This window comes from Janthinobacterium darwini (assembly GCF_051380905.1).
Taxonomy (GTDB): Bacteria; Pseudomonadota; Gammaproteobacteria; order Burkholderiales; family Burkholderiaceae_D; genus Janthinobacterium.
In genome coordinates, this window is the sequence record NZ_JBNYXX010000001.1 from 191,498 (window position 1) to 211,690 (window position 20,193).

General features: G+C 62.6%; 15 protein-coding genes. 6 read left to right on the forward strand and 9 right to left on the reverse strand.

Annotated features, from left to right (window positions below; translation table 11 throughout):
- Nucleotide 1: 1 nt before the first annotated feature.
- The 3 genes from ACQ4WZ_RS00845 to ACQ4WZ_RS00855 all read right to left on the reverse strand — a co-directional run bounded on the left by ACQ4WZ_RS00845 (nucleotide 2) and on the right by ACQ4WZ_RS00855 (nucleotide 3,516).
- Nucleotides 2-1,504, reverse strand: coding sequence for a GGDEF domain-containing protein (locus tag ACQ4WZ_RS00845; protein WP_436572358.1), 1,503 nt, complete (start codon nucleotides 1,502-1,504; stop codon nucleotides 2-4).
- Nucleotides 1,505-1,694: 190 nt separating this feature from the next.
- Nucleotides 1,695-2,525, reverse strand: coding sequence for a prolipoprotein diacylglyceryl transferase (lgt, locus tag ACQ4WZ_RS00850; RefSeq protein ID WP_101482516.1), 831 nt, complete (start codon nucleotides 2,523-2,525; stop codon nucleotides 1,695-1,697).
- A gap of 79 nt (nucleotides 2,526-2,604) precedes the next feature.
- Entirely contained in the window at nucleotides 2,605-3,516 is a 912-nt protein-coding gene (locus tag ACQ4WZ_RS00855; protein ID WP_133989623.1) for a LysR family transcriptional regulator, read from the reverse strand.
- Nucleotides 3,517-3,686: 170 nt separating this feature from the next.
- On the opposite strand from ACQ4WZ_RS00855, the gene ilvD reads away from it, so the two are divergent.
- Together ilvD and ACQ4WZ_RS00865 are read left to right on the forward strand one after the other, a co-directional pair.
- The gene (ilvD, locus tag ACQ4WZ_RS00860) at nucleotides 3,687-5,552 is read left to right on the forward strand and encodes a dihydroxy-acid dehydratase (protein WP_436572359.1); all 1,866 of its coding nucleotides are present in this window, start codon (nucleotides 3,687-3,689) and stop codon (nucleotides 5,550-5,552) included.
- A gap of 223 nt (nucleotides 5,553-5,775) precedes the next feature.
- The gene (locus ACQ4WZ_RS00865; RefSeq protein ID WP_086138918.1) at nucleotides 5,776-6,087 is read left to right on the forward strand and encodes a c-type cytochrome; all 312 of its coding nucleotides are present in this window, start codon (nucleotides 5,776-5,778) and stop codon (nucleotides 6,085-6,087) included.
- Nucleotides 6,088-6,108: 21 nt separating this feature from the next.
- Here ACQ4WZ_RS00865 and ACQ4WZ_RS00870 read toward each other — a convergent pair whose 3' ends face one another.
- Complete coding sequence (locus ACQ4WZ_RS00870) at nucleotides 6,109-7,125, reverse strand: NAD(P)H-binding protein (RefSeq protein ID WP_436573844.1); 1,017 nt, start codon at nucleotides 7,123-7,125, stop codon at nucleotides 6,109-6,111.
- A gap of 91 nt (nucleotides 7,126-7,216) precedes the next feature.
- On the opposite strand from ACQ4WZ_RS00870, the gene ACQ4WZ_RS00875 reads away from it, so the two are divergent.
- A complete protein-coding gene (locus ACQ4WZ_RS00875) occupies nucleotides 7,217-8,119 on the forward strand; it encodes a LysR family transcriptional regulator (RefSeq protein WP_436572360.1) in 903 nt (300 codons plus the stop codon).
- Here ACQ4WZ_RS00875 and ACQ4WZ_RS00880 read toward each other — a convergent pair.
- From ACQ4WZ_RS00880 to folD, 5 genes are all read right to left on the reverse strand, one after another.
- The gene (locus ACQ4WZ_RS00880) at nucleotides 8,112-9,254 is read right to left on the reverse strand and encodes a branched-chain amino acid ABC transporter substrate-binding protein (RefSeq protein WP_101482512.1); all 1,143 of its coding nucleotides are present in this window, start codon (nucleotides 9,252-9,254) and stop codon (nucleotides 8,112-8,114) included. The genes ACQ4WZ_RS00875 and ACQ4WZ_RS00880 overlap by 8 nt on opposite strands.
- A gap of 347 nt (nucleotides 9,255-9,601) precedes the next feature.
- Nucleotides 9,602-10,015 carry a DUF2486 family protein gene (locus ACQ4WZ_RS00885; protein WP_101482511.1) on the reverse strand — a complete coding sequence of 138 codons (414 nt, stop codon included), beginning with the start codon at nucleotides 10,013-10,015 and terminating at the stop codon, nucleotides 9,602-9,604.
- Nucleotides 10,012-10,437, reverse strand: coding sequence for a DNA polymerase III subunit chi (locus ACQ4WZ_RS00890; protein ID WP_101484699.1), 426 nt, complete (start codon nucleotides 10,435-10,437; stop codon nucleotides 10,012-10,014). Before ACQ4WZ_RS00890 ends, ACQ4WZ_RS00885 begins: the two co-directional genes overlap by 4 nt.
- Nucleotides 10,438-10,457: 20 nt before the next feature.
- The gene (locus tag ACQ4WZ_RS00895; RefSeq protein ID WP_436572361.1) at nucleotides 10,458-12,527 is read right to left on the reverse strand and encodes a M3 family metallopeptidase; all 2,070 of its coding nucleotides are present in this window, start codon (nucleotides 12,525-12,527) and stop codon (nucleotides 10,458-10,460) included.
- Between the two features lie 48 nt (nucleotides 12,528-12,575).
- Nucleotides 12,576-13,421 (reverse strand): bifunctional methylenetetrahydrofolate dehydrogenase/methenyltetrahydrofolate cyclohydrolase FolD, encoded by an 846-nt coding sequence (gene folD, locus ACQ4WZ_RS00900; protein ID WP_436572362.1) that lies wholly within the window; start codon nucleotides 13,419-13,421, stop codon nucleotides 12,576-12,578.
- A 477-nt stretch (nucleotides 13,422-13,898) separates the two neighbouring features.
- Between folD and aceE the strand changes: the two genes are divergently transcribed.
- The 3 genes from aceE to lpdA all read left to right on the forward strand — a co-directional run bounded on the left by aceE (nucleotide 13,899) and on the right by lpdA (nucleotide 20,137).
- Nucleotides 13,899-16,595 (forward strand): pyruvate dehydrogenase (acetyl-transferring), homodimeric type, encoded by a 2,697-nt coding sequence (gene aceE, locus ACQ4WZ_RS00905; protein ID WP_436572363.1) that lies wholly within the window; start codon nucleotides 13,899-13,901, stop codon nucleotides 16,593-16,595.
- A gap of 94 nt (nucleotides 16,596-16,689) precedes the next feature.
- The gene (gene aceF, locus ACQ4WZ_RS00910) at nucleotides 16,690-18,342 is read left to right on the forward strand and encodes a dihydrolipoyllysine-residue acetyltransferase (RefSeq protein WP_436572364.1); all 1,653 of its coding nucleotides are present in this window, start codon (nucleotides 16,690-16,692) and stop codon (nucleotides 18,340-18,342) included.
- A 10-nt stretch (nucleotides 18,343-18,352) separates the two neighbouring features.
- Nucleotides 18,353-20,137: a dihydrolipoyl dehydrogenase gene (gene lpdA / locus ACQ4WZ_RS00915; RefSeq protein ID WP_436572365.1), complete on the forward strand. Its 1,785-nt coding sequence runs from the start codon at nucleotides 18,353-18,355 to the stop codon at nucleotides 20,135-20,137.
- Nucleotides 20,138-20,193: the final 56 nt, after the last annotated feature.

Below are 20,193 nucleotides of genomic sequence, written 5' to 3' on the forward strand. Positions count from 1 at the left end.
TCTACGCCTGCTCTTCGACCCGGTTGCGGCCATTCTGCTTGGCCCGGTACAGGGCCTGGTCGGCGGCGGCCAGCAATTGTTCCGGCGTCTGCCCCTCGCTATTGAGCGCCAGGCCGATGCTGGCCGTGACCAGGCCGCCGCGCGACGGCGCGTGGACGATGGCGGCAGCGGCGATCGCTTCCTGTATCTTGTGCGCCACCGCCAGCGCGCCAGCGCCGTCGGTGGCGGGCAGGATGGCGGCAAACTCCTCGCCGCCGAATCGGGCCGCCAGGTCGCTGGCGCGCGGCAGCGCGGAATGCAGGGCTGCCGCGATCTGCACCAGGCAGGCGTCGCCATACGGGTGGCCGAAGGTATCGTTGAGGCTTTTGAAGAAATCGATATCGATGATCAGCAGCGCCAGTGGGTGATTGTTGCGCGCGGCGCGCTGCCACTCCAGCTGCAAGGTCTGGTCGAAGCAGCGCCGGTTGGCGATGCCCGTCAAGCCATCCGTCAGCGACAGTTTTTCCAGCTTGTCATGCGCCGCACGCAAAGCCAGTTCGCTTTGCATGTAGCGGCTTTGCAGGGTGGCCGAGCGTAGCGCGTGGAGCAACAGCGCGACGAACAGCGATGCCGCCGCCAGGTAGAAATGCGTGCGCATGACGGCAAAACCCAGGCCCAGCAAGGCGGCCGTAAAGAAGATGGGGCTGAAATTGTCGATCAGCAGGGTCAGCTTTTGCGGGGCCCGCTGCGCCTGTGTACTTTCCATCCCCGCCTGCGCCGCCGGGACGCGCGTAGTGAGCAGCACCAGCAGCAGGAACGGCAGGCCCGGCAGCACTTCGCTCCATTGCTCCGTCACGCCGTGCAGGGTCAGATAGTTATACGCGCCCGCGCAGCCCGCATAGCACCATAAAAATACCGTCAGGAGCAGGTAAAAGCGGCCTTGCCCGCCATCGCGGCGGTGCGCCAGCAGGCGCAGCGAAGCGCAGCAGGCCAGGGCCAGATTTTCCACGTTATAGGTCAGCACCAGCAGACTGGCGGGAATCGGCGCGATGGAGCGCTGGTCGAAGGGCGTCACGGAAAAGATGGCTAAATAGGCAAGGTAAGTCGCTAGCAACACCTGCACGGCGTCGTGCCATCGCAGGGTGCGCGAGGGATGTTCGTGCGTCACGGATGACATGGCCAGCAGCAGAGGCGCGCCATACATGAAATAGGCAAAATCGGAAAAATACGTGGCGTCGGATGCTACCTGGCCACTCAGGTCTTGCCAGGCCGACAATATCATGCCCGTGCTCCAGAACAGCATGGCCACGGCGAACAGGGCCCAGCCTGTCCTGGCGGCGCCTGCCGCGCTGATGTAGGCACAGCGGCAACAGGCGGCCATCGCCAGCAGGGGCGAGACAATGCTGAATGCATAGCTCACCCAAGGGGCGCGCGTGCCGGCCCAGGCCGTCAGGGCCAGCTGGGCCAGCACGTAGCAGGTGCCCAGCGCGATCCAGCATGTCAGTTTTCGCCCGGCAGGCGGCATGGCAAGGCACTCCCCGGTGGCATCGGTATCGTGGCGTCGTGGCGTGCCGCCAGTATGGCTGCACTGAAAACGATGATACCCAGATGTCAACAGCAAGTCTATTCCACCAGGAAATTTTGCTGTTTTTAGAGAAATGTTGCAGACGGAGGTGTGGCGCGCCTGCCTGGCGCGCCACCGAGGGAAAGCGGTGTTACGTATTTGCCGGGCGGGCCTTGGTAGGCGGCGTGCCGATCACCTGGCTTTTATGGGCCCACACCAGCAGCGCGATGGCGCCGACGATCATCGGCAGCGACAGCATCTGGCCTGACGTGATCGGCACGCCCAGCCACACGACTTCCCAGTCCGGCGTGCGGAAGTATTCTGTGAAGAAACGCGCGCAGCCGTACAGCAGGGTGAACATGGCACCGACAGCCATGCGCGGGCGCTGCTTGCGGGCATACAGCCACAGGATGATGAAGACCAAAATGCCGTCGACCAGCATCTGGTAGAGCGGCGACGGATGCACGGGGTAGGGGATGCCTGGCCATTGCATGGCCCACGGCAGGCTTTCCGGGGCGATGCGGCCCGGCAGTTCGGCATTGATGAAGTTGCCCAGGCGGCCCGCCGCATAACCGAGCGGTACCAGCGGCGCGATGAAGTCGAGCACGTCGAACAGGTTGCGGCCCGCCTTGCGGCTCCACACGTACATGGCCAGGATGACACCGAGGAAGCCACCATGGAAGGACATGCCGCCATGCCAGACCATGAAGATCTCCAGCGGATTGTGCATGAAGTATTCGGGACGGTAGAACAGCACTTCGCCCAGGCGCCCGCCGATCACCACGCCCAGCATGCCGTAGAACAGCATGTCATCGAGGTCTTCCTTCTTCCAGCCCAGCACGGCGATATGCGGCTGCTTGATGCGCACGCGGCCAAGGATAATGAACAGGGCGAAGGCCAGCACATACATCAGACCGTACCAGTGCACGGCGAGCGGGCCGATTTGTATGGCGATCGGGTCGGGCATCGGGTGTATCAGCATGGGGTTTCTTTCTTTGTTTAAAGCTAAGGTTGCGTAGTATGGGGGCGCTTGCGGTTTTTTGCCTTAGCGGCCACTTAATTTAATCGGCGGTCGCGCTGATCTGCTTGCGCAGCAGCGCCAAAAAGCCTTGCAGTACGGCGGACGGATTGTCGCGGCGCCAGGCCAGGCCCGTTTCCACCAGGGGCGTGGCGTCCTGCAGCGGCCTGTATTCTACGCCGGGGCGCATCAGATTCGATACCGATTGTGGCACAAGCGCGATGCCCATGCCAGCCGAGACGAGGCTGACGATGGTTTGCATCTGGATCGCTTCCTGGCCGATCTGCGGCGTGATGCCGGCCGCGCGGAACACGCCGAGGATCGCGTCATGCAGGGCGGGCGATATCGCGCGCGGGAAGATGATCAAAGGCAGGGCCGGCACGTCGCGCAGGTGCACGGGCCCTGGCGCAGTCAGGATGTCGAGGCCGGACGGCGCAGCCAGCACCAGCGGCTCGGCCAGCACTGGCAGGTAATCGAGCTCTCCTTTCGCCTTCTCGGGCAGGGGCGGGATCAACAGGCCCGCATCCGTGCGCCCGGCCAGCAATTCATCGAGCTGCAAATCGGAGGTGGCTTCCTGCAGTGCAATCTGCACCTGCGGATAGGCCGTCTGGTAAGCGCGCAGCAAGGGCGGCAGCACGCTGTAGTCGGCCGAGGAGACAAACGCCAGGCTCAAACGCCCCGCCTCGCCCTGCGCGGCCCGCCGTACCAGCGCCGGCAAATCGAGTGCCTGTGCCAGCAGCCGGCGCGCTTCGGGCAGCAGGGCGCTGCCTGCCGGCGTCAGCTGTACCTCGCGGCGCGTGCGCACGAACAGGGGCGCACCCAGCAGCTCTTCCAGGGCCATGATGGTTTGCGACAGGGGAGGCTGCGTCATGTGCAGGCGCGCGGCGGCGCGACCGAAGTGCAATTCCTCGGCGACGGTGACGAAATAGCGCAACTGGCGCAGTTCGAGATTCATATGCGTTTCCATGTGGAATAAGTGCTGTGATATGTAAAACGACTCACAGACACGTGCATCATATATTTGACAGTGGGGCGCGCGCAAGGCAATCTGACGTATCCCCACTGTACGCAGGGTTTTACTACAGGCCCGCACAGTCAGGCACCAACACTTTTGGAAGGTCCATCATGCCGCAATACCGCTCCCGCACCACCACCCACGGCCGCAACATGGCTGGCGCCCGCGCCCTGTGGCGCGCCACCGGCATGAAGGATGGCGATTTCGACAAGCCGATCATCGCCGTCGTCAACTCGTTCACCCAGTTCGTGCCCGGTCACGTGCATCTGAAAGACCTGGGCCAGATGGTGGCGCGCGAAATCGAGGCGGCAGGCGGCGTGGCCAAGGAGTTCAACACCATCGCCGTCGATGACGGCATCGCCATGGGCCACGGCGGCATGCTGTATTCGCTGCCGTCGCGTGACCTGATCGCCGACTCCGTCGAATACATGGTCAATGCCCACTGCGCCGACGCCATGGTGTGCATCTCGAACTGCGACAAGATCACGCCGGGCATGCTGATGGCCGCCATGCGCATCAATATCCCCGTCGTCTTCATCTCGGGCGGGCCGATGGAAGCGGGCAAGGTCGTCAAGGTCGTCAACGGCACGCAGAAGATCATCAAACTGGACCTGGTCGACGCCATGATCAAGGCGGGCGACAGCAGCGTGTCCGACGCCGACGTGGCGGAAATCGAGCGTTCGGCCTGTCCGACCTGCGGTTCCTGCTCCGGCATGTTTACGGCCAACTCGATGAACTGCCTGACCGAGGCGCTGGGCCTGGCCCTGCCTGGCAACGGCACCATCCTGGCCACGCACTCCGACCGCCAGCAACTGTTCCTGCGCGCGGGACGTCTGATCGTGGACCTGGCCAAGCGCCATTACGAGCAGGACGATTACTCGGTGCTGCCGCGCTCGATCGCCACCAAGGCCGCCTTCGAAAACGCCATGGCGCTCGACGTCTCCATGGGTGGCTCGACCAACACCGTGCTGCATTTGCTGGCCGCCGCGCACGAGGCGGAAGTGGAATTCACGATGGCTGACATCGACCGCATCTCGCGCAAGGTGCCCTGCCTGTGCAAGGTGGCGCCGATGACGGACAAATACCATATCGAAGACGTGCACCGCGCGGGCGGCATCGTGGGCATCCTGGGCGAACTGGCGCGTGCCGGCCTGCTCAACACCACCTTGCCGACCATCCACGCGCCTACCCTGGCCGACGCCATCGCGCAAAACGACATCATGTGCACGGATAATCCTGCCGTGCATGAACTGTTCCGCGCCGCCCCGGGCGGCGTGCCGACGCAGACGGCGTTCTCGCAATCGGAGCGCTTCGCCGCCGTCGACACGGATCGTGCCACGGGCTGCATCCGCGACAAGGCCCACGCCTATTCGCAGGATGGCGGCCTGGCGGTCTTGTACGGCAACCTGGCCGAAAAGGGCTGCATCGTCAAGACGGCGGGCGTGGATGAAAGCATTTTGAAATTCTCGGGCAAGGCGCGCGTGTTCGAAAGCCAGGATGCGGCTGTCGCGGCCATCCTGGAAGACACCGTGCATGAAGGCGATGTCGTCATCATCCGCTACGAAGGCCCGAAAGGTGGCCCCGGCATGCAGGAAATGCTGTACCCGACCTCGTATATCAAATCGAAGGGTCTGGGCAAGGCATGCGCGCTGTTCACGGACGGGCGCTTCTCGGGCGGTTCTTCTGGCCTGGTGATCGGTCACGCGTCGCCGGAAGCGGCCGAAGGGGGCGCCATCGGCCTGGTGGAAGAGGGCGACTTCATCGACATCGATATCCCCGAGCGCAGCATTAACCTGCGCGTGACGGATGCGCAACTGGCCGCGCGTCGCGCCGCCATGGAAGCGAAGGGTGACGATGCCTGGCTGCCCGTCAACCGCGAACGCTATGTATCGCAGGCGCTGCAGGCCTATGCGGCCCTGACGACATCGGCCGACCGCGGCGCCGTGCGCGATCTGTCGCAGCTGAAGAAACGCTGATTTGTTGTGTAAGTGCGACGGCAGGCCCCATTTGACCGTGCGGGGCCGCTTGTCGTTACATCGCCTTACAAACAACATGGTCAGGCGCGCGCAGATGGGGCAGAATATGAGTGCCTAATCGCTACTACATTGCGTTACTACATTGAAACGCTTGATCTGGGCTCGTGGTGCATCTGCGGAAACACAGTAAAATGCCGCAGGAAGTAACTTTGGAGAAAAGACAATGAAACGTTTTATGTTGGTGAGTGTATTGGCCGTGTCGGCTCTGGCATCGCAAGCAGCGTTGGCCAATCCGGACCTGGCGAAAGCAAAGAACTGCATGGCTTGCCACGCGGTGAGCACGAAACTGGTGGGTCCGGCGTATAAAGACGTGGCGGCCAAGTATGCCGGCCAAAAAGATGCGGAAGCCAAGCTCGTGGCGAAAGTCATGAAGGGCGGTTCCGGCACCTGGGGCGCGATCCCGATGCCAGCCAACCCGCAGGTGAGCGATGCGGAAGCCCACACCCTGGTCAAATGGGTACTGGCACAGAAATAATCTGTGCCGCAGTACCTGCAATTAACGCGCCGGCAATCCCGGCGCGTTTTTTTTGCCCGCTGCCTTTTGCAGATTGCCCATTCCCTGCAATGTCGCCCGCACCGCCTCGTCGAGCGGCGTATGCGGCTCCCGGCCCAGTACGGCCAGCAGCTGCGCATTGTCCATCTGTAGCGGGGTTTGCCATAAATAGCGCATTTCGCGCATTTCACGCAGGGTCGCCACGAACGGTGACGCCAGTGCCACCAGCCACCACGGAAAACGCCGGATGGCCGGTGGCGTACCCGTGGCCTGTTCCAGCACGCGGGCAATCGCGCCCGTCATTTGCCGGCCGTCGTGGTCCCAATGGCCAGCCATGTGAAAGCGCGCAAACGCGGGCAAGGTGGCGCGCATGGCCAGCAATTGCAGCATCGTGTGCGCCACGTCGGGCAGGTAGGACCACTGGTGGCCCACGCCGGGTGCGCCCGGATACAGCACGCTGCGCACGCTCTGGCCCGGCTTGACGAGACCCTGCGAAAACCAGTTATTGCCGGCACGGGGGCCGAAGAAGTCGCCCGCCCGCACGATCAGGACCCTGGCGCCCTGCGTGCTTGCCCGCTCCAGGCGCGCTTCCAGTTCCACGCGGATGGCGCCCTTGCGCGTCTGCGGGTGCTGCGGCGCGTTCTCGGCCAGCCTGGGGAAGGCATCGGGGCCAAAGTTGTACACGGTACCAGGCAGCACGATGGTGGCGCCTTCGGCGATGGCGGCCGCGATGGTGTTGTCGAGCATGGGCAGCACCAGCCGGCCCCAGTGGCGGTAGCCGGGCGGGTTGACGGCGTGCACGATGACGGCGCAACCTTTGGCTGCCGCCAGCACGTCCGCGCGCGACAGCGCATCGCCGCGCAGCCATGCAACGCCGTCGCCGCGCGGCGATGGCGTTTCTCCCCGCGTCAAGGCGCGTACCTGCCAGCCCGCCGCCGCCAGCTGGCGCAGCATTTCGCCGCCGATGCCGCCCGTGGCGCCCAGCACCAATACCGCTTTCGTGTTTTTCGTGTTCTCCATCATGGCCTCCCTGTGGTTGATGGAGCCAGTATCTGCCACGCAAGGCTAATTGAGAATTGACGAACATCGATGACAGGCTATACATTTATGTATGACTACCTCCATTGCCTGGGAATACTATCGTTCGCTGCTGGCCGTTCTGAAGCATGGTTCGCTGTCCGGCGCGGCCCGCGCGCTGGGCATCACGCAGCCCACCGTCGGCCGGCATGTCGCCGCGCTGGAGCAGGCGCTGGGCGCGACCCTGTTTACGCGTTCCCAGCAGGGCCTGCTGCCCACGGAAGTGGCGCTGGCGCTGCGCCCCCACGCGGAAACCATGGAGCATACGGCGGCCCTGATGCAGCGCGCCGCCAGCAGTCAAGGGCAGGGCGTGGCCGGCGTCGTGCGCATCGCGGCCAGCGAAGTGGTGGGCGTGGAGGTGCTGCCGGCGATACTGGCCCGCCTGCGCGCGCGCCATCCGGACTTGATTATTGAATTGGTATTGAGTAACAAGGTGCAGGACTTGCTGCGCCGGGAAGCGGATATTGCCGTGCGCATGCTGCGGCCCCGCCAGGAACAGCTGGTGGCGCGCAAGGTGGGCGATATCGAACTGGGCCTGCATGCGCACGCGGACTATCTGGCGCAGCATGGCATGCCTTTGGCACTGGCCGATCTGGCGCGCCATGCCATCATCGGCTATGACGAGGCGAGTCCCTTCGTGCGCAACGCGGGCGCGGCCTTTGAGGGATTTACGCGGGAAAACTTTGCCTGGCGCAGCGACAGCGACCTGGCGCAACTGGCCCTGATACGCGCGGGCGCCGGCATCGGCGTATGCCAGGCGGCGCTGGCGGCGCGCGACCCGGCCCTGCGGCGCGTGTTGCCGCAAGCGTTTTCGCTGCCCATGGAAACCTGGGTCACCATGCATGCAGACTTGCGCGGCAGCCTGCGCTGCCGCGCCACCTTCGACGCGCTGGTCGAAGGCTTGCTCGCTTACGTGGCCGAGCAGCCGCCTATTTAATCACTTCCATCTTGGTTTTCTTGCCATCCCGGTAGGTGAACAGGGTCAGCGCGCCATCCTTGATGTCGCCGTTGGCATCGAACGAGATGGGGCCCGTCACGCCCTGGTAGTGCACCTTCGCCAGGAACGGCAGGTAGACGGACGGCTTCGACGATTTCGCGTCGGCCATGGCGGTGGCCATGGTCATCACGGCATCGTAGACGTACGGCGCGTACAGCTGCACTTCCATATTGTATTTCTGCTTGTAGCGGGCGCGGAAATCGTCCATGCCTTTTTGCTGTGCGCCCGTCACGCCGCCCGCTTCCGCGCAGGTGACCATGTCTTCGCCCACGGCGTCGCCCGCCAGCTTGCCCAGCGGTTCCGTGCACAGGCCGTCGCCGCCCATGAACTTGGCCTTGATGCCCAGCGCCTTCATCTGGCGCAGCATGGGCCCGCCCACGGAATCCATGCCGCCAAAGAAGATCAGGTCGGGATTTTTCGACTTGATGCTGGTCAGGATGGCATTGAAGTCCGTCGCGTTGGCATTCGTAAATTCCTTGCCGACGATTTGCACGCCAGGCGCCGCCTTCTTGGCGCCCTTGACGAACTGTTCCGCCACGCCCTGGCCGTAGGCCGTGCGGTCATCGATGACGGCGATTTTCTTCGCCTGCAGCTTGCCCACGGCATATGCACCCAGGGTACCGCCCAGCTTGTTGTCATTGGCCACCACGCGGAAGGCCGTGTTGAATTTCTGCTGGGTATACGTCGGGTTGGTGGCGGCCGGTGAAATCTGCGGAATGCCGGCATTGAAGTAAATGCGCGAGGCGGGTATCGTCGTGCCCGAGTTCAAATGGCCGACGACGCCGTTGACCTTGGCGTCGACCAGTTTTTGCGCCACGGCCGTGCCCTGTTTGGGATCGGCCGCGTCATCTTCTGGCACCAGCACGAATTTCACGGCTTTGCCGTCGATCTTGAAGCCTTTGGCGTTCAAATCCTCGATGGCCATCTTGGCCGCGTTCTCATTATCCTTGCCCAGGTGGGAGCTGGCGCCAGAGACCGGGGCGACGTGGCCTATCTTGATGATTTCCTGCGCGCCCGCATGGCCGGCAAAGGCGAGGGCGATGGCGAAAGGAAGGACTTTGGTCTTGAGCAGCATAAACATTCTCCAATGGATAAAGATACGGCGGCGTCTCGTGAAACCGCTTCGAATGGCGGTACGTGTGAAGTACGTTACAACAAAAAACAGGCCGCGCAAAGCCGCTTTTGGGGCTTTTTGCATTTTGTCGCAACAATCACCAAAGTGAGGCGCGATGCACCGATTTCGCAGGCACGAGCGCACCAAAGAATGGCGTTGGGAGGGGGAAGGGTGTAGAGCGCGAATGCAGTGACGGTCATTTATCCCAAAGGCTTGAATGCCGGGGTCAGACGGGGACGCCGAGTCACGTCGGGTCTGCCCCCGGATGTTTGCCGGCAGGTGACATGGTGTCAACGACAGGCGTGTGCTTACTGCGCAGGTGGATGCAAATGCCCCAGCTCATGGCTGACCGCATGCGCCACGATCTGCTCCAGCGATTGCTGCAAGTCTGCGCGCAGGGCGCCGCGCATGCCGATCAGCGCGTTTTGCAGGGCCGTTTGCAGCACGTGGGCGATGCGTTCTTCCAGCAGATGATCGATCTTGCCCTGCACCTGGTGCAGGATGCGCTGGGTCAGCCGCTGTTCGATGGCGTCCCAGTCGGGTTGGGCAATGGCGGGAGCAGGTGCGGCCTCCATCTCGGCAATATCGGCCACTTCGATCATGTCGGTCCTGCCGATGCTCGGCACGGTTTCCGGCTCCGCCGTCGTCTCATGCAAGGCTTCCGGCCCCGACAGTACTTCCGTCAGCAGCGGAATGCCCTGGTCGAATGGCTGTTCGTTCATGCTTTACCCGCCACGAAGTGCGTTGGCTGCACGTTCAGCTTGCGGTAGTGCAAAAAGCGCTGGCGGCCCGCCTGCGCATCTTGCTCCTCCATGGAAACGATCTCGAAGACGCGCTGGAACTGCGCATAGTTGGGCGGCGGCAACTGCGACAGGTTGACGAGGATGTCGTGGTGCGGCAGCTCCGCGGCCGCGTCATCGGTCAGGATGATGGGCGTTTGCGCCGCCAGCGGGTCGCCGGCCAGCACGTGCGGCAGGAAATCCGTGGCTGAAATGGTCCACATGGCCGTGTTCAAGGCGTCGAGCTGGGCGGCATCTTGCGCCAGCACGACGACCTTGTTGCCGGCCATATAGGCCTTGCGCGCCAGGCGGCAGGCGTAGGCCAGCTTGTCCGGCACGTTGCTGTGAAAATCGACGCGGTTCATGGTGCTGCTCATATCACCCTTCAGGCTGCCATGCCGCTGTGGCGCAGCAGCGCGTCGATCGATGGTTCACGGCCACGGAAGGCCGTAAACGATTCCAGCGCGGGGCGCGAGCCACCGACGGACAGGATTTCTTGCAGGTAGCGCTTGCCAGCCGCGGTGGTGGCGGCCTGCCCCAGCGCCTTGGCTTCCTCGAACGCTGCATAGGCGTCGGCGGACAGCACCTCGGCCCATTTGTAGCTGTAGTAGCCGGCCGCGTAGCCGCCGGCAAAGATATGGCCGAAGGCATTCTGGAAGCGGTTGAACGGAGGCGGGATGAGCAGCGAAAACTTGGCGCGCACGCCGTCGATCAGCTGCTGTACGCTCTGGCCCGTGCTGGCATCGTAGTCATAGTGCAAATGCATGTCGAGCAAGGAAAATTCTACCTGGCGCAGGGTTTGCAAGCCTGACTGGAAATTCTTGGCCGCCAGCATCTTGTCGTACAGCGCGCGCGGCAGCGGCTCGCCCGTGACGGCATGCGCCGTCATGTGTTCGAGCACTTCCCATTCCCAGCAGAAGTTTTCCATGAATTGCGAGGGCAGTTCTACGGCATCCCATTCGACGCCGGAGATGCCCGACACGCCCAGTTCGTCGACCACCGTCAGCATATGGTGCAGGCCGTGGCCGAATTCGTGGAACAGGGTGATCACTTCATCGTGCGTGAACAGGGCAGGCTGGGCTTGGCCGTCGACCACGGCCGGTTCCGTGAAGTTGCAGGTCAGGTAGGCGATCGGCGTTTGCACTTGGCTGGCATCGGCACGGCGACCGCGCGCATCGTCCATCCAGGCGCCGCCGCTCTTGCCCGCGCGCGCATACAGGTCCAGGTAGAACTGGCCGACCAGCTGGCCGTCGCGCTCAATGCGGTAAAAGCGCACGTCCGGGTGCCAGACGGGCGCCGTATCGGGCTTGATCGCGACCGCGAACAGATTCTGGATCTGGCGGAACAGGCCGTCGATCACCTTGTGTTCAGGGAAATACTGTTTTACTTCCTGGGCCGAGAACGCGTAGCGGCGTTCCTGCAGCTTTTCGGAAGCGTATGGCACGTCCCACGCTTGCAGCTCGGCGATGCCCAGTTCTTCCCGCGCGAATTGTTTCAATTCGGCCAGGTCCTTCTCTGCGAACGGGCGCGCGCGTTTGGCCAGGTCTTCCAGGAAAGCGATGACTTGCGCGGGCGAGGTGGCCATTTTGGAGACCAGCGACACTTCGGCAAAATTGCCGTAGCCGAGCAGTTTTGCCTCTTCGTTGCGCAGTCTCAACAAAGTGACGATGTTGTGCGTGTTGTCCCACTCGTCCTTCTTGCTGAAGACCTCGCCCTGGTCCGAGGCCTTGGTGGCGTTGGCACGGTAGATGGTTTCGCGCAGCGCGCGATTGTCGGCAAATTGCAGGATCGGGTAGTAAGAGGGGAAGTGCAGCGAGAATTCATAGCCCGCTTTGCCCGCCTTCTCGGCGGCGGCGCGCGCGGCGGCCTTCACGTCGTCGGGCAAGCCTGCGAGATCCGCTTCATTGTCGACCAGCAACTTGTAGTCATTCGTGGCATCGAGCACGTTTTCGGAAAAACGCGTGGAGACGGCCGCATGTTCTTCCTGGATGGCGCCAAAGCGCTCTTTCTTGTCTTCGGGCAATTCGGCGCCGCCCAGGCGGAAGTCGCGCACGGCATTGTCGACGATGCGCCGGCGCGCCGGCGACAGGCTGGCAAAGCCGGCGCTGGACTGCAGCTGCTTGTATTTGCCGAAGAGGATTTCGTTCTGGCCCAGCTCGGTCCAGAATTCCGTCACCTTGGGCTGGTTGGCATTGTAGGCGGCGCGCAGCTCGGGCGTATCGACCACGCTGTTGAGGTGGTTGACGATGCTCCAGGCGCGGCCCAGGGTTTCGGCGATCTGGTCCTGGGGGGCGACGAAGTTTTCCCAACTCACTTCTTCCATCGGCGCTTCCAGCTGCGCCACGGTGGCGCGCGCCTGGGCCAGCAGGGTATCGATGGCAGGCGTGACATGTTCGTGCGTGATCGCGTCGAAGCGTGGCAGTCCGGAAAAATCAAGCAGGGGATTGGTATTCATCGTCGGTTCCATATTAATAGGGCGGCAACGCCGCCCCGGGGTGATTCTTTAGATGCGCTCGGCAGCCTCTACCGTGTTCATTAATAACATGGTGATCGTCATCGGGCCAACACCACCCGGCACGGGCGTGATGTGGGAGGCGACTTCTTTCACGCCCGCAAAATCCACGTCACCGCACAGCTTGCCGTCATCGTCGCGGTTCATGCCCACATCGATGACGATGGCGCCTGGTTTGACCATGTCGGCTGTCAGGGTGTTGCGGCGGCCGACGGCGGCCACGACGACGTCGGCCTGGCGCGTGTACAGGCCCAGGTCCGGGGTTGCACTATGGCAGATGGTGACGGTAGCGTTCGCTTGCAAGAGCAGCAGGGCCATCGGCTTGCCGACGGTGTTGCTACGGCCGATGACGACGGCGTGCTTGCCGCGCAAGTCCGCGCCCGTGCTTTCGATCAATTTCATGCAGCCGTAAGGCGTGCACGGGCGGAAGCCGGGCAAGCCCGTCATCAGTTCGCCGGCGCTCAGGACGGAATAGCCATCCACGTCTTTCGTCGTGGCGATCGCTTCGATGACCTTGTGCGGGTTGATGTGCTTGGGCAAGGGCATTTGCACGAGGATGCCGTGGATGGCCGGGTCGGTATTCAGGCTGGCGATGCGTGCCAGCAAGTCCGCTTCGGACAGGTCCGCTTCATATTTTTCCAGCACCGAGTGAAAACCCACGTCGCCGCACGCCTTGACCTTGTTGCGGACATACACCTGGCTGGCCGGGTCTTCGCCGACGAGAATCACGGCCAGGCCGGGCTGGATGCCCTTGGCCGTGAGGGCGGCGGCGCGCGTGGCGATCTCGCTGCGCAGTTTTTGGGAAAGGGCGATTCCGTCGATCAGTTGTGCTGGCATAGTAGGGAGGCTGAGAGCTGGTGGGAGGGAAAAGACAGATTATAAAGCCGGGCGGCGCAAAGGGGCGGTTTTGGCTATGCAAAGGCGTAACAACAGCGGGCCAGAGACGCGAGCCTGAGAAAATGCCGATGGCGGCGTTGCAGCTCCTTGCCGTACTGACGTACTGTCTGCGTCGCTGCGCCTAGCCTTCGACATTTTTCAGGCCCGCTTGGCCCGGGGAGCCTGTGCGGGCGACTGGGGTGTTCAATCCTTTTGCTACTCTGCTCACCCTAATTTCCGGGCAGAATTTGCGGCACTGCAGCATAAATTTCATAGGGTAATTTCACAATGCGAAATGCTATATCGTAATTTGAAAAATAGTAAATACGCTGTTAGAATCCCCACACTAAACCGACTTAATAGTAAATAATCAGCGAAATACCGTCCGACAGCGATCCGGAAAATCGGGGTGGGGCGTTCACAAAGGAGACTCAACAGATGTCAGCTCAACTGAACCAGGTAACGACACAGATCGGCACCGACCCGGATATGCAGGAAACCAAGGAGTGGCTGGACGCGCTCGAAGCCGTTCTGGAAAATGAAGGTCCGGAACGTGCGCATTACCTGATGGAACGCATGGTTGACCTGGCCCGCCGCCGTGGCGCCCAGATCCCGTTCTCCAGCACCACCGCCTACGTCAATACCATCCCCACCAAACAAGAAGCACACTGTCCCGGCAACCTGGAATATGAAGAGCGCCTGCGCTCGTGGATGCGCTGGAACGCCATGGCCATGGTGGTCAAGGCCAACCGCGCCGACGGCGATCTGGGCGGCCACTTGTCCTCGTTCGCTTCGCTGGCGAACATGCTGGGCATCGGTTTCAACCATTTTTGGCACGCGCCAACGGCCGACCACGGCGGCGACCTGCTGTACATCCAGGGCCACTCCTCGCCCGGCGTCTACGCGCGCGCCTTCCTCGAAGGCCGCCTCTCCGAAGAGCAAATGCTGAACTTCCGCAAGGAAGTTGACGGCAAGGGCCTGTCTTCGTACCCGCATCCTAAATTGATGCCTGACTTCTGGCAGTTCCCGACCGTGTCGATGGGCCTGGGCCCGCACATGGCGATCTACCAGGCGCGCTTCCTGAAATACCTGCACGCACGCGGCATCGCGAAAACCGACAACCGCAAGATCTGGGCCTTCTGCGGCGATGGCGAGATGGACGAGCCGGAATCGCTGGGCGCGATCGGCCTGGCCGCACGCGACATGCTCGACAACCTGGTCATCGTGGTCAACTGCAACCTGCAGCGCCTGGACGGCCCTGTGCGGGGCAATACCAAGATCATCCAGGAACTGGAAGGCGAATTCCGCGGCGCCGGCTGGAACGTCGTCAAGGTCATTTGGGGCCCGGGCTGGGACGCCTTGCTGGCACAAGACAAGGAAGGCATCCTGCAGCGCGTGATGATGGAAACCGTCGACGGCGAATACCAGAACTACAAAGCGAAAGACGGCGCCTACGTGCGCAAGCACTTCTTCGGCAAGCATCCGAAGCTGCTGGAAATGGTTGCCAACATGACGGACGACGACATCTGGCGCCTGACCCGTGGCGGCCATGATCCGCACAAGATCTACGCGGCCTTCAAGATCGCCCAGGAACACAAGGGCCAGCCAACCGTCCTGCTGGTGAAAACCATCAAGGGCTACGGCATGGGCAAGTCGGGCGAAGCGCGCAACACGGCGCACCAGACGAAAAAACTGGACGATGAAGCCATCCGCGAAATGCGCGACCGCTTCTCGCTGCCTATTCCTGACGACAAGCTGGCCGACATCCCATTCTTCAAGCCTGCCGACGATGCGCCGGAAATGGTCTACCTGCACGAGCGCCGCAAGGCCCTGGGCGGCTACCTGCCGCAGCGTCGCCAGAAGTCGGAAGAAACCCTGCCTGTGCCTGGCCTGGACGCGTTCAAGAACGTGCTGGAAGCCACGCCTGAAGGCCGTGAAATCTCGACCACGCAAGCCTTCGTGCGCGTCATTTCGACCCTGCTGAAAGACCCGAATCTGGGCCAGCGCGTGGTGCCTATCCTGGTCGATGAATCGCGTACCTTCGGCATGGAAGGCCTGTTCCGCCAGATCGGCATCTACAACCCGAAAGGCCAGTTGTACGAGCCAGTCGACAAAGACCAGGTCATGTACTACCGCGAAGACAAGGCTGGCCAGATCCTGCAAGAGGGCATCAACGAAGCGGGTGGCATGAGCTCGTGGATCGCCGCGGCGACGTCGTATTCGACCAACGACCGCATCATGATCCCGTTCTACACCTTCTACTCGATGTTCGGCTTCCAGCGCATCGGCGACCAGGTATGGGCTTCTGCCGACATGCGCGCCCGCGGCTTCCTGATGGGCGGCACGGCTGGCCGTACGACCCTGAACGGCGAAGGCTTGCAGCACGAAGATGGCCACAGCCATATCTTCGCCGCAACCATCCCGACCTGCATGCCGTACGACCCGACCTTCAGCCATGAAGTCGCCGTCATCATCCAGGACGGCCTGCGCCGCATGATCGCCAATCAGGAAGATGTGTTCTACTACATCACGATCATGAACGAGAACTACGCCCAGCCAGGCATCAAGCCAGGCCAGGAAGAAGGCATCCTGAAAGGCATGTACAAGCTGCAGGACGGCCAGGCCGACGCCAAGCTGCGCGTACAACTGATCGGTTGCGGCACCATCCTGCGCGAATCGATCTTCGCTGCCGAATTGCTGCAAAACGATTGGGGCGTGGCCGCAGATGTGTGGTCGGCGCCGTCGCTGACCCTGGTGGCCCGCGATGGCCAGGATGCCGAGCGCTGGAACATGGTCAACCCGTCGAAAGAGCAGCGCGTGCCGTACGTGACGTCGCTGATGCAGGACACGGATGGCCCGATCGTCGCCACGACCGATTACATGCGCGCGTTTGCAGAACAGATCCGCGCCTTCATGCCGAAGGGCCGCACTTACAAAGTGTTGGGCACCGATGGCTTTGGCCGCTCGGACAGCCGCGCCAAGCTGCGCGAGTTCTTCGAAGTGAACCGTTATTATGTCACCGTGGCCGCGCTCAAATCGCTGGCTGACGAAGGCAAGATCGACGTGTCGGTGGTGGAGCAGGCGATTGCCAAGTACGGCATCGACGCGAACAAACCGAATCCGGTGACCCAGTAATCGTTGTGCGGACCCGATGATGCCAGGGCGGTGCGAAAGTGCCGCCCTGGCGTGTGTGCGGGTCCATCTGACAAATAAAATAACGGAGCAAGCTATGAGCATTGTGGAAGTCAAAGTCCCGGATATCGGCGATTTCAAGGAAGTCGAGATCATTGAACTGATGGTCAAGCCAGGCGACACGGTCAAGGTAGACCAGTCCCTGATCACGGTCGAATCGGACAAGGCCAGCATGGAAATTCCATCGAGCCACGCCGGTGTCGTCAAGGAATTGAAAGTCAACGTGGGCGACAAGATCGCCGAAGGTTCGCTGGTCCTGCTGCTGGAAGTGGCGGACGACGCCTCGGCGCCTGCGCCTGCCGCCGCTGCTGCTCCAGTAGCAGCACCTGCCGCTGAAGCCGCCCCCGCTGCTGCCGCACCGGCACCCGCCGCCGGCGCGCCAGCCCTGGTCGAAGTGACCGTGCCCGATATCGGCGACTTCAAGGAAGTCGAAGTCATCGAATTGATGGTCAAGGTGGGCGATGCCATCAAGGTCGACCAGTCGCTGCTGACGGTCGAATCGGACAAGGCCAGCATGGAAATTCCATCGAGCCACGCCGGTATCGTCAAGGAATTGAAAGTCAAGGTTGGCGACAAGGTTGCCAAGGGTTCGCTGGTACTGGTCGTGGAAACGACCGGCGGCGCCGCCGCTCCTGCTGCTGCACCTGCCGCCGCTCCTGCACCTGCCGCGCAAGCCGCCGCCGCACCAGCCGCCGCCGTCGCTTCGGCACCGGTCGCTGCTGCTGCCCCTGCCGCCGCGCCTGCCGCAAATGGCAAGCTGGCACATGCGTCGCCTTCGATCCGCAAGTTCGCGCGCGAACTGGGCGTGGACCTGGCCCGCGTGGGCGGTTCCGGCCCGAAGGGCCGCATCACCCAGGAAGACGTGCAGAATTTCGTCAAGGGCGTGATGTCGGGCGCCGTCGCTGCGCCGAACGCGCCAGTGGCGAAGGCCGGTTCGGGCGTGGGCCTGGACTTGCTGCCATGGCCGTCGCTGGACTTCAGCAAGTTCGGCGCGACCGAATTGCTGCCGTTGTCGCGCATCAAGAAAATCTCGGGTCCGAATTTGCACCGCAACTGGGTCATGATCCCGCACGTCACGCAATTCGACGAAGCGGACGTGACGGACCTGGAAGCGTTCCGCGTCGATACCAACGCGGCCAACGCGAAGAACAAGGATGCGGCCAAGCTGACCATGCTGGCCTTCGTCATCAAGGCCTCCGTCGCCGCGCTGAAGAAATTCCCGGCGTTTAACGCTTCGCTCGACGCCAAGGGCGAAAACCTGATCCTCAAGCAGTACTACAACATCGGCTTCGCGGCCGACACGCCGAATGGCCTGGTGGTGCCTGTGATCAAGGGCGCGGACCAGAAGTCGGTCTCGCAAATCGCCCGCGAAATGACGGAACTGTCCTTGCAGGCGCGCGAAGGCAAGCTGAAACCGGCCGACATGCAGGGCGCCAGCTTCACGATTTCGTCCCTGGGCGGCATCGGCGGCACGCACTTCACGCCTATCGTGAATGCGCCGGAAGTGGCGATTCTGGGTCTGTCGAAAGCCTCGATCAAGCCGGTATGGGATGGCAAGGCCTTCCAGCCACGTTTGATGATGGGCACCTCGCTGTCCTACGACCACCGCGTGGTCGATGGCGCGATGGGCGCGCGATTCTCCGTGTACCTCGGCGAAGTCCTGGCCGACATGCGCAAAATTCTGCTGTAAGGAGCGATTGATGAGCACAGTAGAGGTAAAAGTACCGAATATCGGCGACTTCAAGGAAGTCGAAGTCATCGAACTGATGGTCAAGGTGGGTGACACCATCAAGGTGGACCAGTCCCTGATCACGGTCGAATCGGACAAGGCCAGCATGGAAATTCCTTCGACCCATGCGGGTGTCGTCAAGGAAATCAAGGTCAAGGTCGGCGACAAGATCGCCGAAGGCAGCGCGCTGCTGGTGGTGGAAGCATCTGAAGGCGCGGCGGCTGCTGCGCCAGCGGCCGCTCCTGCGCCGGTTGCAGCCGCTCCGGCAGCCGCTGCCGCACCAGCATCTGCGGCCGTTGCCGCCATCCCGGCCGGCAATTACAGCGGCCAGGTCGACATCGACGTCGACATGATGGTGCTGGGCGGTGGTCCTGGCGGTTACTCGGCGGCGTTCCGCGCGGCCGACCTGGGCATGTCGACGGTCATCGTCGAGCGCTACGCCACCCTCGGCGGCGTGTGCCTGAACGTGGGCTGCATCCCGTCGAAGGCGCTGCTGCACGTCGCCTCCGTCATCGATGAAACGGCGCACATGTCGAATACGGGCGTGACGTTTGCCAAGCCGACGATCGACATCGACCAGGTACGCAAGTACAAGGAAGGCGTCATCTCGAACATGACGGGCGGCCTGGCTGGCATGGCCAAGGCACGCAAGACGCAAATCGTTACCGGCGTGGGCCAGTTCCTCAGCGCCAACCACATCGAAGTGACGGCAGACGACGGCTCGAAAAAAGTCGTGCAGTTCAAGCAGGCCATCATCGCTGCCGGTTCGTCCGTGGTGAAACTGCCCTTCGTGCCGGAAGACCCGCGCATCGTCGATTCGACGGGTGCGCTGGAATTGCGCCAGATCCCGAAACGCATGCTGGTCATCGGCGGCGGCATCATCGGCCTGGAAATGGCGACCGTGTATTCCACGTTTGGCGCGCGCATCGACGTGGTCGAAATGATGGATGGCCTGATGCAGGGCGCCGACCGCGACGCCGTCAAGGTGTGGCAGAAGTTCAACGAGAAGCGCTTCGACAACATCATGACCAAGACCAAGACGGTGGCCGTCGAGGCGTTGCCGGAAGGCATCAAGGTCACGTTCGAAGCAGCCGAAGCGGGCGCCACGGCGCCAGCGCCGCAAGTCTACGACCTGGTGCTCGTCGCCGTGGGCCGTAGTCCGAACGGCAAGAAGCTGGCCGCAGACAAGGCCGGCGTGCAAGTGACGGACCGCGGTTTCATCAACGTCGACAGCCAGATGCGCACCAACGTGCCTAATATCTTCGCCATCGGCGATCTGGTGGGCCAGCCGATGCTGGCGCACAAGGCCGTGCATGAAGCCCACGTGGCAGCGGAAGCTGCCGCCGGCCAGAAGTCGCACTTCGATGTCAAGGTGATCCCGTCGGTCGCCTACACGGACCCGGAAGTGGCATGGGCCGGCATCACGGAAGACGAAGCGAAAGCCAAGGGCATCAAGGTCGAGAAGGGCCACTTCCCGTGGGCCGCCTCGGGCCGCGCCGTGGCCAATGGCCGCGCAGAAGGCTTTACCAAGCTGCTGTTCGACGCAGAAACGCATCGCATCATCGGCGGCACCATCGTCGGTACGCATGCGGGCGACATGATCGGCGAAATCGCCCTGGCCATCGAAATGGGCTGCGACGGCACCGACATCGGCAAGACCATCCACCCGCACCCGACACTGGGCGAGTCGATCGGTATGGCCGCTGAAGTCTACGAAGGTGTCTGCACGGACTTGCCGCCACCGCGCAAGCGTTGATGTTGTAACACTAAAAACCCCGCAAGCGATTGCGGGGTTTTTTATTATCCAGCAAC